General features: G+C 55.7%; 14 protein-coding genes. 12 read left to right on the top strand and 2 right to left on the bottom strand.

The features are described from left to right. The 12 genes from eutM (at position 1) to eutR (ending at position 12,117) form a co-directional block, all read left to right on the top strand. Positions 1–294, top strand: coding sequence for an ethanolamine utilization microcompartment protein EutM (eutM, locus tag C0K55_RS01825; RefSeq protein WP_000387719.1), 294 nt, complete (start codon positions 1–3; stop codon positions 292–294). Positions 295–400: 106 nt separating this feature from the next. Then, complete coding sequence (gene eutN, locus C0K55_RS01820; protein ID WP_000762196.1) at positions 401–688, top strand: ethanolamine utilization microcompartment protein EutN; 288 nt, start codon at positions 401–403, stop codon at positions 686–688. Between the two features lie 11 nt (positions 689–699). Further along, positions 700–2,103 carry an aldehyde dehydrogenase family protein gene (locus C0K55_RS01815; RefSeq protein ID WP_105266009.1) on the top strand — a complete coding sequence of 468 codons (1,404 nt, stop codon included), beginning with the start codon at positions 700–702 and terminating at the stop codon, positions 2,101–2,103. A 10-nt stretch (positions 2,104–2,113) separates the two neighbouring features. Then, positions 2,114–2,950: an ethanolamine utilization protein EutJ gene (gene eutJ / locus C0K55_RS01810; protein ID WP_016262237.1), complete on the top strand. Its 837-nt coding sequence runs from the start codon at positions 2,114–2,116 to the stop codon at positions 2,948–2,950. Next, on the top strand, positions 2,940–4,127 hold the full coding sequence (gene eutG / locus C0K55_RS01805) for an ethanolamine utilization ethanol dehydrogenase EutG (protein ID WP_105224835.1): 1,188 nt from the start codon (positions 2,940–2,942) through the stop codon (positions 4,125–4,127). The genes eutJ and eutG overlap by 11 nt, the downstream gene beginning before the upstream one ends. An 814-nt stretch (positions 4,128–4,941) precedes the next feature. Then, entirely contained in the window at positions 4,942–6,168 is a 1,227-nt protein-coding gene (gene eutH, locus C0K55_RS01800; protein ID WP_000512411.1) for an ethanolamine utilization protein EutH, read from the top strand. Then, on the top strand, positions 6,165–7,568 hold the full coding sequence (gene eutA / locus C0K55_RS01795) for an ethanolamine ammonia-lyase reactivating factor EutA (RefSeq protein ID WP_001097493.1): 1,404 nt from the start codon (positions 6,165–6,167) through the stop codon (positions 7,566–7,568). The genes eutH and eutA overlap by 4 nt, the downstream gene beginning before the upstream one ends. Positions 7,569–7,579: 11 nt before the next feature. Then, positions 7,580–8,941, top strand: a complete 1,362-nt coding sequence (gene eutB / locus C0K55_RS01790) for an ethanolamine ammonia-lyase subunit alpha (protein ID WP_001516843.1) — start codon at positions 7,580–7,582, stop codon at positions 8,939–8,941. A gap of 20 nt (positions 8,942–8,961) precedes the next feature. Beyond that, positions 8,962–9,849: an ethanolamine ammonia-lyase subunit beta gene (gene eutC / locus C0K55_RS01785; RefSeq protein ID WP_105266010.1), complete on the top strand. Its 888-nt coding sequence runs from the start codon at positions 8,962–8,964 to the stop codon at positions 9,847–9,849. 9 nt (positions 9,850–9,858) lie between these two features. After that, positions 9,859–10,518 (top strand): ethanolamine utilization microcompartment protein EutL, encoded by a 660-nt coding sequence (eutL, locus tag C0K55_RS01780; RefSeq protein WP_001111029.1) that lies wholly within the window; start codon positions 9,859–9,861, stop codon positions 10,516–10,518. A gap of 12 nt (positions 10,519–10,530) precedes the next feature. Continuing rightward, positions 10,531–11,019: an ethanolamine utilization microcompartment protein EutK gene (eutK, locus tag C0K55_RS01775; protein WP_001516840.1), complete on the top strand. Its 489-nt coding sequence runs from the start codon at positions 10,531–10,533 to the stop codon at positions 11,017–11,019. 45 nt (positions 11,020–11,064) lie between these two features. Beyond that, the gene (eutR, locus tag C0K55_RS01770) at positions 11,065–12,117 is read left to right on the top strand and encodes an HTH-type transcriptional regulator EutR (protein WP_105266011.1); all 1,053 of its coding nucleotides are present in this window, start codon (positions 11,065–11,067) and stop codon (positions 12,115–12,117) included. 5 nt (positions 12,118–12,122) lie between these two features. On the opposite strand, the gene hemF is transcribed toward eutR, so the two are convergent. Together hemF and amiA are read right to left on the bottom strand one after the other, a co-directional pair. After that, on the bottom strand, positions 12,123–13,022 hold the full coding sequence (hemF, locus tag C0K55_RS01765; protein WP_105266012.1) for an oxygen-dependent coproporphyrinogen oxidase: 900 nt from the start codon (positions 13,020–13,022) through the stop codon (positions 12,123–12,125). A 3-nt stretch (positions 13,023–13,025) separates the two neighbouring features. Continuing rightward, on the bottom strand, positions 13,026–13,895 hold the full coding sequence (amiA, locus tag C0K55_RS01760; protein WP_000102900.1) for an N-acetylmuramoyl-L-alanine amidase AmiA: 870 nt from the start codon (positions 13,893–13,895) through the stop codon (positions 13,026–13,028). Positions 13,896–14,047 lie beyond the last annotated feature (152 nt).

Below are 14,047 nucleotides of genomic sequence, written 5' to 3'. Positions count from 1 at the left end.
ATGGAAGCATTAGGAATGATCGAAACCCGGGGCCTGGTTGCACTGATTGAGGCTTCTGATGCGATGGTGAAAGCCGCGCGCGTCAAACTGGTTGGTGTTAAGCAGATTGGTGGCGGTCTGGTGACTGCAATGGTTCGCGGTGATGTTGCTGCCTGTAAAGCCGCGACCGATGCCGGTGCCGCAGCGGCACAGCGTATTGGCGAGCTGGTATCCGTACACGTTATCCCGCGTCCGCACGGCGACCTGGAAGAAGTCTTTCCGATCGGCCTGAAAGGCGACAGCAGCAACCTGTAATCACCCTGTGTGACGTCGATTCGGGCGTCACGCTCTCTCCTTGTTCATTTTACCTTCTGCGGAGGGTAGGGGGAGCTTTTACCTGAAATACGCCATGGAGGCGGGTATGAAACTGGCAGTCGTCACAGGACAAATTGTTTGTACCGTACGCCATCACGGACTGGCGCATGACAAATTGCTGATGGTGGAAATGATTGATCCACAGGGAAATCCCGATGGGCAGTGTGCCGTCGCTATCGACAATATTGGCGCAGGAACCGGAGAGTGGGTGTTGCTGGTGAGTGGCAGTTCCGCCCGCCAGGCGCATAAAAGCGAAACGTCGCCGGTCGACTTGTGCGTGATTGGCATTGTCGATGAGGTGGTGTCTGGCGGTCAGGTCATTTTCCACAAATAAGGCAGAACATCATGAATCAACAGGATATTGAACAGGTGGTGAAAGCGGTGCTGCTGAAAATGCAAAGCAGTGATACACCGCCCGCCGCCGTTCATGAGATGGGCGTTTTTGCTTCCCTGGATGACGCCGTTGCGGCTGCTAAAGTGGCGCAACCTGAGTTAAAAAGTGTGGCGATGCGCCAGTTAGCCATTGCTGCTATTCGTGAAGCAGGCGAAAAGCACGCCAGAGATTTAGCGGAACTTGCCGTTAGTGAAACCGGCATGGGTCGCGTTGAAGATAAATTTGCCAAAAACGTCGCTCAGGCGCGCGGTACGCCGGGTGTTGAATGCCTTTCTCCGCAGGTGCTGACCGGTGATAACGGCCTGACCTTGATTGAAAACGCACCCTGGGGCGTGGTGGCTTCGGTGACACCGTCAACCAATCCGGCGGCAACTGTAATTAATAACGCCATCAGCCTGATCGCCGCGGGCAACAGCGTCATTTTCGCCCCACATCCGGCGGCGAAAAAAGTCTCTCAGCGGGCGACTACGTTACTCAACCAGGCGATTGTCGCCGCAGGCGGGCCAGAAAATTTACTGGTTACCGTGGCAAATCCGGATATCGAAACCGCGCAACGCTTGTTCAGGTTTCCGGGCATTGGCCTTTTGGTGGTGACAGGTGGCGAAGCGGTAGTGGAAGCGGCGCGCAAACACACCAATAAACGCCTGATTGCCGCAGGTGCCGGTAATCCGCCGGTGGTGGTGGATGAAACCGCCGACCTCGCCCGTGCCGCGCATTCCATCGTCAAAGGCGCTTCTTTTGATAACAACATCATTTGTGCCGATGAAAAGGTACTGATTGTCGTTGATAGCGTAGCCGATGAACTGATGCGCCTGATGGAAGGCCAGCACGCGGTGAAACTGACCGCAGAGCAGGCACAGCAACTGCAATCTGTGTTGCTGAAAAATATCGACGAGCGCGGAAAAGGCACCGTCAGCCGTGACTGGGTAGGTCGTGACGCGGCGAAAATCGCGGCAGCAATTGGCCTGAACGTCCCGCAAGAAACGCGTTTGCTGTTTGTGGAAACCACTGCAGAACATCCCTTTGCCGTTACCGAGCTGATGATGCCGGTGTTGCCTGTCGTGCGCGTCACCAACGTGGCTGATGCCATTGCGCTGGCGGTGAAACTGGAAGGTGGTTGCCACCACACGGCGGCAATGCACTCGCGCAATATCGACAACATGAACCAGATGGCAAACGCCATTGATACCAGCATTTTCGTCAAGAACGGGTCGTGCATTGCCGGGCTGGGGCTGGGCGGAGAAGGCTGGACCACGATGACCATCACCACGCCAACCGGTGAAGGGGTAACCAGCGCGCGGACGTTTGTTCGTCTGCGCCGTTGTGTATTAGTCGATGCGTTTCGCATTGTTTAAGGAGTAACAGATGGCGCACGACGAACAATGGCTCACCCCACGTCTGCAAACAGCGGCAACGTTGTGTAACCAGACGCCAGCGGCGACGGAATCTCCGCTGTGGTTGGGGGTGGATCTGGGCACCTGCGATGTGGTGTCAATGGTCGTCGACCGCGACGGTCAGCCGGTGGCGGTATGCCTCGACTGGGCCGATGTGGTCCGCGACGGCATCGTCTGGGATTTCTTCGGCGCAGTCACCATTGTTCGTCGCCATCTTGACACCCTTGAGCAGCAATTGGGTCGCCGTTTTAGTCATGCGGCGACGTCATTTCCCCCGGGGACGGATGCGCGTATTTCCATCAACGTGCTGGAATCTGCCGGACTGGAAGTGAGTCATGTGCTGGATGAGCCAACGGCGGTGGCAGACCTGCTGCAACTGGACAACGCTGGCGTAGTGGATATCGGCGGTGGCACCACCGGTATTGCCATTGTGAAACAGGGCAAAGTGACTTACTCGGCAGATGAAGCGACTGGCGGACATCATATCTCTCTGACCCTCGCCGGAAATCGTCGCATTCCGCTGGAAGAGGCGGAGCATTACAAGCGCGGTCACGGCAAAGAAATTTGGCCTGCGGTGAAGCCGGTATACGAAAAAATGGCGGACATTGTCGCCCGACATATCGCAGGGCAGAGCATTACTGATTTATGGCTGGCAGGTGGTTCCTGTATGCAACCGGGCGTGGCGGAACTGTTTCGCAAACAATTCCCTGCATTACAGGTGCATTTACCGCAGCACAGTTTGTTTATGACCCCGCTGGCGATAGCCAGTAGCGGGCGAGAGAAAGCGGAGGGGATCTATGCAAAATGAATTGCAAACGGCGCTCTTTCAGGCATTCGATACCCTGAATCTGCAACGGGTAAAAACATTTAGCGTTCCGCCAGTGACGCTCAGCGGTCTGGGCGCGGTGAGCGGTTGTGGACAACAAGCGCAAACCCGTGGCCTGAAACATCTGTTTGTAATGGCAGACAGCTTTTTACATCAGGCGGGGATGACCGCTGGCCTTATGCGTAGTCTGGCCGTCAAAGGAATTGCCATCACGCTCTGGCCGTGTCCGGTGGGCGAACCGTGTATTACTGACGTTTGTGCGGCTGTGGCGCAACTGCGTGAATCGGGTTGCGATGGGGTGATCGCGTTTGGCGGTGGGTCGGTGCTGGATGCGGCGAAAGCCGTTGCGTTGCTGGTGACGAACCCCGATAGCACACTGGCCGGGATGTCAGAAAACAGCGTTCTGCAATCACGCCTGCCGCTGATTGCCATTCCAACGACTGCCGGAACCGGCTCTGAAACCACTAACGTGACGGTGATTATCGACGCAGTGAGCGGGCGCAAGCAGGTATTAGCACATGCTTCGCTGATGCCGGATGTTGCCATTCTCGACGCCGCGCTGACCGAAGGCGTGCCGTCGCATGTCACGGCGATGACCGGTATCGACGCGTTAACTCATGCCATTGAAGCGTACAGCGCGTTGAACTCCACACCGTTTACCGACAGTCTGGCGATTGGCGCAATCGCGATGATCGGTAAATCGTTGCCGAAAGCGGTGGGCTACGGGCATGACCTTGCTGCGCGCGAGAGCATGTTGCTGGCTTCATGTATGGCCGGAATGGCGTTTTCCAGCGCGGGGCTTGGGTTGTGTCACGCGATGGCGCATCAGTCGGGTGCGGCGCTGCATATTCCGCACGGTCTGGCGAACGCCATGTTGCTGCCAACGGTGATGGAGTTTAACCGAATGGTTTGTCGTGAACGCTTTAGCCAGGTTGGTCGGGCGCTGCGAACTAAAAAATCGGACGATCGTGACGCTATTAACGCGGTAAGTGAGCTGATTGTGGAAGTTGGGATTGGTAAACGGCTGGGCGATGTTGGTGCGACATCTGCGCATTACGATGCATGGGCGCAGGCCGCGCAGGAAGATATTTGTCTGCGTAGCAACCCGCGTACCGCCAGCCTGGAGCAGATTGTCAGCCTGTACGCAGCGGCGCAATAAACGCCGGATGCGACGCTTGTCGCGTCTTATCCGGCCTACAGGATTGCACATGTAGGGCGGATAAGGCTTCACGCCGCATCCGCCAGTGGCGCGGTACAAGTGCTGGATGCGACGCTTGTCGCGTCTTATCCGGCCTACAGGATGCACATGTAGGGCGGATAAGGCGTTCACGCCGCATCCGCCAGTGGCGTGGTACAAGTGCCGGATGCGACGCTTGTCGCGTCTTATCCGGCCTACAGGATTACACATGCAGGGTGGATAAGGCGTTCACGCCGCATCCGCCAGTGGCGCGGTGCAGATGCCGGATGCGACGCTTGTCGCGTCTTATCCGGCCTACAGGATTACACATGCAGGGTGGATAAGGCGTTCACGCCGCATCCGCCAGTGGCGTGGTACAAGTGCCGGATGCGACGCTTGTCGCGTCTTATCCGGCCTACAGGATTGCACATGCAGGGCGGATAAGGCGTTCACGCCGCATCCGCCAGTGGCGCGGTACAAGTGCCGGATGCGACGCTTGTCGCATCTTATCCGGCCTACAGGATTGCACATGCAGGGCGGATAAGGCGTTCACGCCGCATCCGCCAGTGGCGCGGTACAAGTGCCGGATGCGACGCTTGTCGCATCTTATCCGGCCTACAGGATTGCACATGCAGGGCGGATAAGGCGTTCACGCCGCATCCGCCAGTGGCGTGGTACAAGTGCCGGATGCGACGCTTGTCGCGTCTTATCCGGCCTACAGGATTGCACATGTAGGGCGGATAAGGCGTTTACGCCGCATCCGCCAATAAATAATAACTAACAGGGAGTAAAGGCGATGGGAATTAATGAAATCATCATGTACATCATGATGTTCTTTATGCTGATAGCTGCCGTAGACAGGGTTCTGTCGCAGTTCGGCGGTTCAGCGCGTTTCCTCGGTAAATTCGGTAAAAGCATTGAGGGATCGGGCGGCCAGTTTGAAGAAGGCTTTATGGCAATGGGCGCTCTGGGTCTGGCGATGGTCGGTATGACCGCGCTTGCGCCTGTACTGGCACACGTACTTGGGCCGGTAATCATCCCGGTTTACGAAATGCTCGGCGCAAACCCGTCAATGTTCGCCGGAACACTGCTGGCGTGCGATATGGGCGGCTTCTTCCTCGCCAAAGAACTGGCGGGCGGCGATGTGGCAGCGTGGCTATACTCTGGGTTAATTCTCGGGTCGATGATGGGGCCAACGATTGTGTTTTCCATTCCGGTGGCGCTTGGCATCATCGAACCGTCTGACCGCCGTTATCTCGCACTCGGCGTGCTGGCCGGTATTGTGACCATTCCGATTGGTTGTATCGCCGGTGGTCTGGTGGCGATGTATTCCGGTGTGCAGATCAACGGCCAGCCAGTGGAATTTACCTTCGCGCTGATCCTGATGAATATGATCCCAGTGATCATTGTCGCGATTCTGGTGGCGCTGGGGCTGAAATTCATCCCGGAAAAAATGATCAACGGTTTCCAGATCTTCGCCAAATTTCTCGTGGCATTAATCACCATCGGTCTTGCCGCTGCGGTGGTGAAATTCCTGCTTGGCTGGGAACTGATCCCCGGTCTTGATCCCATCTTTATGTCTCCTGGCGACAAACCCGGCGAAGTGATGCGCGCCATTGAAGTGATCGGATCGATTTCCTGCGTTCTGTTGGGGGCGTACCCGATGGTGCTGCTGCTGACCCGCTGGTTTGAAAAACCGCTGATGAGTGTCGGTAAGTTGCTGAATATGAACAATATTGCGGCGGCGGGTATGGTGGCGACGCTTGCCAACAATATCCCGATGTTCGGCATGATGAAGCAGATGGATACCCGCGGCAAAGTGATCAACTGTGCCTTCGCCGTTTCCGCTGCCTTTGCCCTGGGCGACCACTTAGGTTTCGCCGCTGCCAACATGAACGCCATGATCTTCCCGATGATTGTCGGCAAGCTGATCGGCGGTGTTACGGCGATTGGCGTGGCGATGATGCTGGTGCCAAAAGAAGATGCGACCACGGCTAAAACCGAAGCGGAGGCGCAATCGTGAACACTCGCCAGCTACTGAGCGTCGGTATCGATATCGGCACCACCACCACCCAGGTGATCTTCTCCCACCTGGAACTGGTTAACCGTGCGGCAGTGTCGCAGGTGCCGCGTTACGAATTCATCAAACGCGAAATTAGCTGGCAAAGCCCGGTGTTCTTTACCCCTGTCGACAAACAGGGCGGATTAAAAGAAGCGGAACTGAAAACTTTAATCCTTGAGCAATATCAGGCTGCGGGCATTGCACCGGAGAGCGTCGATTCCGGTGCCATTATTATCACCGGCGAAAGCGCGAAAACCCGCAATGCCCGTCCGGCGGTGATGACGCTCTCTCAATCGCTGGGCGATTTTGTCGTCGCCAGTGCCGGACCGCATCTCGAATCGGTGATTGCCGGGCACGGTGCCGGAGCGCAAACACTCTCTGAACAACGGTTATGTCGGGTGCTGAATATCGATATCGGTGGCGGCACGGCGAACTACGCCCTGTTCGATGCCGGAAAAATCAGCGGGACTGCCTGCCTCAACGTCGGCGGTCGGCTGCTGGAAACCGACTGCCAGGGGCGCGTGATTTACGCTCATAAACCGGGGCAGATGATTGTGGATGAGTGCTTCGGCACAGGCACTGACGCCCGTTTACTGACCGGTGCGCAGTTGGTGCAGGTTACCCGGCGGATGGCGGAACTGATTGTCGAAGTGATTGAAGGAACGCTCTCGCCGCTCGCGCAGGCATTGATGCAAACCGGTTTGCTGCCCGCAGGCGTTACGCCCGAAATCATTACTCTTTCTGGCGGCGTGGGCGAATGTTATCGCCATCAGCCCGCTGACCCGTTCTGTTTTGCCGATATTGGGCCGCTGCTGGCAACAGCGCTGCATGACCATCCGCGCCTGCGTGAGATGCGCGTGCAGTTTCCGGCGCAAACCGTGCGCGCCACGGTGATTGGCGCGGGTGCGCATACCCTTTCGCTCTCTGGCAGCACTATCTGGCTGGAGGGCGTGCAACTGCCGCTGCGCAATTTGCCGGTGGCGATCCCGATTGATGAAACGGATCTGGTGAATGGCTGGCAACAGGCGCTGATTCAGCTCGATCTTGATCCCAACTCTGACGCGTACGTGCTGGCGCTTCCCGCCGGGCTTCCCGTGCGTTACGCCGCGGTACTGACGGTCATCAACGCGCTGGTCGATTTCGTCGCGCGTTTTCCGAATCCGCATCCCCTGCTGGTGGTGGCCGGGCAGGACTTTGGTAAAGCTCTGGGCATGTTGTTGCGCCCACAGCTACAACAACTCCCGTTGGCAGTCATTGACGAAGTGATTGTTCGCGCGGGGGACTATATCGACATTGGTACGCCTCTTTTTGGCGGATCGGTTGTGCCGGTGACGGTGAAATCACTCGCATTTCCTTCCTGAGGGAACGACTTATGAAACTAAAGACCACATTGTTTGGCAATGTTTATCAATTCAAGGATGTAAAAGAGGTGCTGGCGAAGGCCAACGAACTGCGTTCGGGGGATGTGCTGGCGGGGGTTGCGGCAACAAGCTCGCAGGAGCGGGTAGCGGCAAAGCAGGTGTTGTCGGAAATGACCGTGGCGGATATCCGCAATAACCCGGTGATTGCCTATGAAGAAGACTGCGTGACGCGGCTGATTCAGGATGACGTTAACGAAACGGCCTACAACCAGATTAAAAACTGGAGCATCAGCGAGCTGCGTGAGTACGTCCTGAGCGACGAAACCAGCGTTGATGATATTGCCTTTACCCGTAAAGGGCTGACCTCGGAAGTGGTCGCGGCAGTGGCGAAGATTTGCTCTAACGCGGATCTGATCTACGGCGCAAAGAAAATGCCGATTATCAAAAAGGCCAATACCACCATCGGTATTCCAGGCACTTTCAGCGCCCGTTTGCAGCCAAACGATACCCGTGATGACGTACAAAGTATCGCCGCGCAAATCTATGAAGGGCTTTCCTTCGGGGTAGGCGATGCGGTGATCGGCGTCAACCCGGTGACGGACGATGTGGAAAACTTAAGCCGCGTGCTGGACACCATCTACGGGGTGATCGACAAATTCAACATTCCGACTCAGGGCTGCGTGCTGGCGCACGTCACCACCCAGATTGAAGCGATTCGTCGCGGCGCACCGGGCGGGCTGATTTTCCAGAGTATTTGTGGCAGCGAGAAAGGGCTGAAAGAGTTCGGCGTGGAACTGGCAATGCTGGACGAAGCCCGCGCAGTGGGCGCAGAGTTCAACCGTATTGCCGGGGAAAACTGCCTCTACTTCGAAACCGGACAAGGTTCTGCACTCTCCGCTGGTGCCAACTTCGGTGCAGATCAGGTGACGATGGAAGCGCGTAACTACGGGCTGGCGCGTCATTACGATCCGTTTATCGTCAACACCGTGGTCGGTTTTATTGGGCCGGAGTATCTCTACAACGACCGGCAGATTATCCGTGCGGGCTTAGAAGATCACTTTATGGGCAAGCTGAGCGGCATTTCTATGGGCTGTGACTGCTGCTACACCAACCACGCTGACGCTGACCAGAACCTCAACGAAAACCTGATGATCCTGCTCGCTACCGCAGGCTGCAACTACATCATGGGGATGCCGCTGGGTGACGACATCATGCTCAACTACCAGACCACGGCGTTCCATGACACCGCTACTGTGCGTCAGTTACTGAATCTGCGTCCGTCACCGGAGTTTGAACGCTGGCTGGAAAGCATGGGCATTATGGCAAACGGTCGCCTGACCAAACGGGCGGGCGATCCGTCACTGTTCTTCTGATGACGCGGAGATAACACATCATGGATCAAAAACAGATTGAAGAAATTGTACGCAGCGTGATGGCGTCAATGGGACAAGCGGCCGCCGCACCGTCAGAAGCAAAATGCGCCACCACAACCTGTGCAACACCGGTGACCTCGGAAAGCTGCGCGCTGGATTTAGGTTCTGCTGAAGCGAAGGCGTGGATTGGCGTTGAAAATCCGCATCGCGCAGACGTATTAACCGAACTGCGCCGCAGCACCGTGGCCCGCGTCTGTACCGGTCGTGCCGGTCCGCGTCCGCGTACCCAGGCGCTGTTGCGTTTCCTGGCCGACCACTCGCGCTCTAAAGATACGGTGCTGAAAGAGGTGCCGGAAGAGTGGGTGAAAGCGCAGGGGCTGCTGGAAGTACGTTCTGAAATTAGCGACAAAAACCTTTATCTGACGCGCCCGGATCTGGGACGTCGTCTGTGTGCGGAAGCCGTCGAGGCTTTGAAAGCGCAATGTGTCGCCAATCCTGACGTGCAGGTCGTTGTCTCCGATGGTCTGTCTACGGATGCCATCACTGTGAACTACGAAGAAATTCTGCCGCCGCTGATGGCGGGCTTGCAACATGCGGGGCTGAAAGTCGGCACGCCGTTTTTTGTGCGTTATGGTCGCGTGAAAATTGAAGACCAGATTGGCGAGCTTCTTGGCGCGAAAGTGGTGATCCTGCTGGTGGGCGAACGTCCGGGGTTAGGGCAGTCAGAGAGCCTCTCCTGCTACGCCGTTTACTCACCGCGTATGGCAACTACCGTGGAGGCCGATCGCACCTGTATCTCTAACATTCACCAGGGTGGCACGCCGCCGGTTGAAGCCGCAGCCGTCATTGTGGATTTGGCGAAACGTATGCTGGAGCAGAAAGCATCCGGCATCAACATGACCCGATAAGGAGGCATCATGCCAGCTTTAGATTTGATTCGACCGTCGGTCACTGCCATGCGGGTGATTGCCTCCGTTAACGCTGATTTTGCGCGTGAACTGAAATTGCCGCCGCATATTCGTAGCCTCGGGCTGATTTCCGCCGATTCTGATGATGTCACCTACATTGCGGCTGATGAAGCGACAAAACAGGCGATGGTTGAAGTGGTGTATGGTCGCTCGCTGTATGCCGGCGCGGCGCACGGCCCGTCACCGACTGCCGGTGAAGTATTGATTATGCTCGGCGGGCCAAACCCGGCGGAAGTGCGTGCCGGTCTGGATGCGATGGTCGCGCATATTGAAAACGGCGCGGCGTTCCAGTGGGCGAACGATAAGCAAGATACGGCATTCCTCGCTCATGTGGTTTCGCGTACCGGTTCTTATCTCTCTTCCACTGCGGGCATTACGCTCGGTGATCCGATGGCGTATCTGGTGGCACCGCCGCTGGAAGCGACCTACGGCATTGATGCTGCGTTGAAATCTGCTGATGTGCAACTGGTGACTTATGTTCCGCCACCGTCAGAAACCAACTATTCAGCGGCATTTTTGACCGGTAGCCAGGCAGCGTGTAAAGCGGCCTGTAACGCCTTTACTGATGCAGTGCTGGAAATCGCGCGTAATCCAATCCAACGTGCGTAACGGAGGTTGCCGATGAACAATGCACTGGGTTTGTTGGAAGTTGACGGCATGGTCGCCGCAATCGATGCGGCAGATGCCATGCTGAAAGCGGCAAACGTGCGTCTGCTCAGTCATGAAGTGCTTGACCCCGGTCGCTTAACGCTGGTGGTGGAAGGCGATCTGGCGGCGTGTCGTGCGGCGCTGGATGCCGGTTATGCCGCCGCAATGCGTACCGGGCGAGTTATCAGCCGCAAGGAAATTGGTCGACCTGATGATGACACCCAGTGGCTGGTTGCTGGCTTTAACCGACAGCTAAAGCAACCTGGCGCGCCAGCGATCGTCACGGAATCTGCCGACGAGTTGTTGGCGTTGTTAACATCAGTACGTCAGGGAATGACGGTCGGAGAAGTTGCCGCCCACTTTGGCTGGCCGCTGGAAAAAGCCAGAAATGCGCTCGAACAGCTCTTTTCTGCCGGGACGTTGCGTAAACGCAGTAGTCGTTATCGTCTCAAGCCCCATTAACCTGTCGGAGGTGCCGGGTGTCATATAACACCCGGCATTAACATCATGAAAAAGACCCGTACAGCCAACTTGCACCATCTTTATCATGAACCCTTACCCGAAAATCTGAGGCTCACGCCGAAGGTTGAAGTGGATAATGTTCATCAACAACAGACAACAGATGTCTATGAACATGCTTTGACAATTACCGCCTGGCAGCAGATTTATGATCAACTGCATCCGGGAAAGTTTCATGGTGAATTTACGGAAATCCTGCTTGATGATATTCAGGTTTTCCGTGAATACACCGGTCTGGCGCTGCGCCAGTCGTGTCTGGTCTGGCCGAACTCATTCTGGTTTGGTATTCCGGCGACGCGCGGTGAACAGGGATTTATCGGTTCGCAATGTCTGGGAAGCGCAGAAATAGCCACGCGGCCTGGCGGCACTGAGTTTGAATTAAGTACGCCGGACGATTACACCATTCTTGGCGTGGTGATCTCGGAAGATGTCATTTCCCGTCACGCAAACTTTCTGCATAACCCGGAAAGGGTGCTGCATATGTTGCGTAATCAGTCGGCGCTGGAAGTGAAGGAGCAGCATAAAGCCGCACTGTGGGGCTTTGTTCAACAGGCGTTGGCGACGTTTTGCGAGAATCCGGAGAACTTACATCAATCCGCTGTGCGTAAAGTGCTTGGCGATAACTTGTTGTTGGCGATGGGAGTGATGCTGGAAGAAGCGCAGCCAATGGTAACGGCGGAAAGCATCAGCCATCAGGGCTATCGACGATTGCTTTCCCGCGCCCGCGAATATGTGCTGGAGAATATGTTCGAACCGGTAACGGTGCTGGACTTGTGCAATCAACTGCACGTCAGTCGCCGCACCTTACAAAACGCATTTCACGCTATTTTGGGCATTGGCCCGAACGCGTGGCTGAAACGCATTCGCCTGAACGCCGTGCGCCGCGAGCTGATAAGCCCGTGGTCGCAAAGTCTGACGGTAAAAGACGCCGCCATGCAGTGGGGATTCTGGCATCTTGGGCAATTTGCGACGGATTATCAGCAACTGTTTGCCGAGAAGCCATCACTGACGCTGCATCAGCGGATGCAGGAGTTAGGGTGATGAAATTACACCCAATCCCTGACCTGAATAAATTTACTCAACGCCGCTTCCGGGCTGCCTTCTTCCGGTTGATAATCGTACTCCCAGCGTACCAGTGGCGGCATTGACATCAGGATTGATTCGGTGCGCCCGCCGGTTTGTAAGCCAAACAGCGTACCGCGATCCCAGACCAGGTTGAATTCGACATAACGACCGCGACGGTAGAGCTGGAAATTGCGCTCGCGCTCGCCATATGTCATTGCTTTACGTCGCTCAACAATCGGCAAGTATGCGTCGGCGTAACCTTTGCCTACCGCCTGCATAAAGGCGAAGCAGTGGTCGAAGTCTGGCGTGTTCAGGTCATCAAAGAACAGCCCGCCAATGCCGCGCTGTTCATTGCGATGTTTAAGGTAGAAGTATTCGTCGCACCACTTTTTGTAGCGTGGATAAACATCTTCGCCAAATGGCAGGCACAGGTCGCGGGCGGTGCGGTGCCAGTGAATGGCGTCTTCTTCAAAGCCATAGAAAGGGGTTAAGTCAAAACCACCGCCAAACCACCAGACGGGATCGACACCCGGTTTTTCGGCAATAAAAAAGCGCACATTGGCGTGGCTGGTGGGAACATACGGATTATGCGGATGCACTACCAGCGATACACCCATCGCCTCGAAACTGCGCCCGGCAAGTTCCGGGCGATGAGCAGTGGCAGAAGCGGGCATCGCGTCGCCGTGGACGTGAGAAAAGTTGACGCCCGCCTGTTCGAAAACACCACCATTACGCAACACCCGGCTACGCCCGCCGCCACCAGCTTCGCGCTGCCAGCTATCTTCGGCAAACTGTGTGCCATCTACGGCGCTCAGTTGCTGGCAAATTGTATCCTGAAGGTTGAGCAGGAACTGTTTAACCTGGTGTGCGTCGGGCTTCATAACTTACCGTTTTTTCGAGTGTGCTTTCTGGTTGTCAAACCAATGGAAATAACTGATCACGCCTTCGGCAATGGCAGAGGCGATTTTCTGACGAAACGCCGCCGTGCCTAACAGTCGCTCTTCTTCCGGGTTGGTGATAAATGAGGTTTCCACCAGCACCGAAGGAATCGACGGTGATTTCAACACCACAAACGCGGCTTGTTCGGTGTTGCGGCTGTGCAGCTTATGCACTGGTTTAATCTTCTTCAGAATATGCGAGCCAAGCGTCAGGCTGTTTTTAATGGTATCTGTTTGCACCAGATCAAACAGCACTTGCTGCAATAGATGATCCCTGTCAGTCGCTTTTTTCCCGGCGACTTCATCAGCGCGGTTTTCGCGTTCCGACAAATATTTTGCCATCGCACTACTCGCGCCACGGTTGGAGAGGGCAAAGACCGATGCCCCCGCGGCTTTCGGGTTGGTGAAGCCGTCGGCGTGAATTGACATAAACAGATCTGCGCCATGCTTATGGGCGATTTCAACGCGATCGTACAGTGGAATAAACGTATCGCCAGAACGCGTTAAACGCGCATCAATGCCATGATTGCGCAAAATAGAACGGACATTTTTGGCGATTGCCAGCACCACGTGTTTTTCTTTTGATCCGTTGCGACCAATCGCACCGGTATCAATCCCGCCGTGACCTGGATCGAGAACGACTACCCGTTTGCCTCCGGCTTTTTTGGCTTTCGGCTTACTGTGTCCGTTACTGGTTTTTAAAGGCTCTTCTTTGGCGATGGCTTGCGACATTCCTGACAACGTCAGGGCAGCCAATCCGGCTTTCAGCACCTGGCGGCGCGAAGTGAGTGTTTTTAGTGGTTTAAAAGTGCTCATACGGCCTGAGTTGTAATAATAAAGTTCCAGATGTTATATCGTATCGCGTAATCCGTTACGACGGTTTGCTGGTGAGAATTGTTTTACTTTTCATTTCAATAAATGACAACGCGTCATTATGCCACTTTTTCAACCGATTTTCGTCAGATATT

Source organism: Escherichia sp. MOD1-EC6098, assembly GCF_002965865.1.
Lineage (GTDB): Bacteria > Pseudomonadota > Gammaproteobacteria > Enterobacterales > Enterobacteriaceae > Escherichia > Escherichia marmotae.
Note: the sequence above shows the minus strand (reverse complement) of the source record. Positions and strands in the feature narration are given on the sequence as shown.

Excerpts from the sequence above, each read along its gene's own strand:
- eutM (WP_000387719.1), top strand. The coding sequence starts at position 1 with ATGGAAGCATTAGGAATGATCGAAACCCGGGGCCTGGTTGCACTGATT.
- eutN (WP_000762196.1), top strand. The coding sequence starts at position 401 with ATGAAACTGGCAGTCGTCACAGGACAAATTGTTTGTACCGTACGCCAT.
- C0K55_RS01815 (WP_105266009.1), top strand. The coding sequence starts at position 700 with ATGAATCAACAGGATATTGAACAGGTGGTGAAAGCGGTGCTGCTGAAA.
- eutJ (WP_016262237.1), top strand. The coding sequence starts at position 2,114 with ATGGCGCACGACGAACAATGGCTCACCCCACGTCTGCAAACAGCGGCA.
- eutG (WP_105224835.1), top strand. The coding sequence starts at position 2,940 with ATGCAAAATGAATTGCAAACGGCGCTCTTTCAGGCATTCGATACCCTG.
- eutH (WP_000512411.1), top strand. The coding sequence starts at position 4,942 with ATGGGAATTAATGAAATCATCATGTACATCATGATGTTCTTTATGCTG.
- eutB (WP_001516843.1), top strand. The coding sequence starts at position 7,580 with ATGAAACTAAAGACCACATTGTTTGGCAATGTTTATCAATTCAAGGAT.
- eutC (WP_105266010.1), top strand. The coding sequence starts at position 8,962 with ATGGATCAAAAACAGATTGAAGAAATTGTACGCAGCGTGATGGCGTCA.
- eutL (WP_001111029.1), top strand. The coding sequence starts at position 9,859 with ATGCCAGCTTTAGATTTGATTCGACCGTCGGTCACTGCCATGCGGGTG.
- eutK (WP_001516840.1), top strand. The coding sequence starts at position 10,531 with ATGAACAATGCACTGGGTTTGTTGGAAGTTGACGGCATGGTCGCCGCA.
- eutR (WP_105266011.1), top strand. The coding sequence starts at position 11,065 with ATGAAAAAGACCCGTACAGCCAACTTGCACCATCTTTATCATGAACCC.
- hemF (WP_105266012.1), bottom strand. The coding sequence starts at position 13,022 with ATGAAGCCCGACGCACACCAGGTTAAACAGTTCCTGCTCAACCTTCAG.
- amiA (WP_000102900.1), bottom strand. The coding sequence starts at position 13,895 with ATGAGCACTTTTAAACCACTAAAAACACTCACTTCGCGCCGCCAGGTG.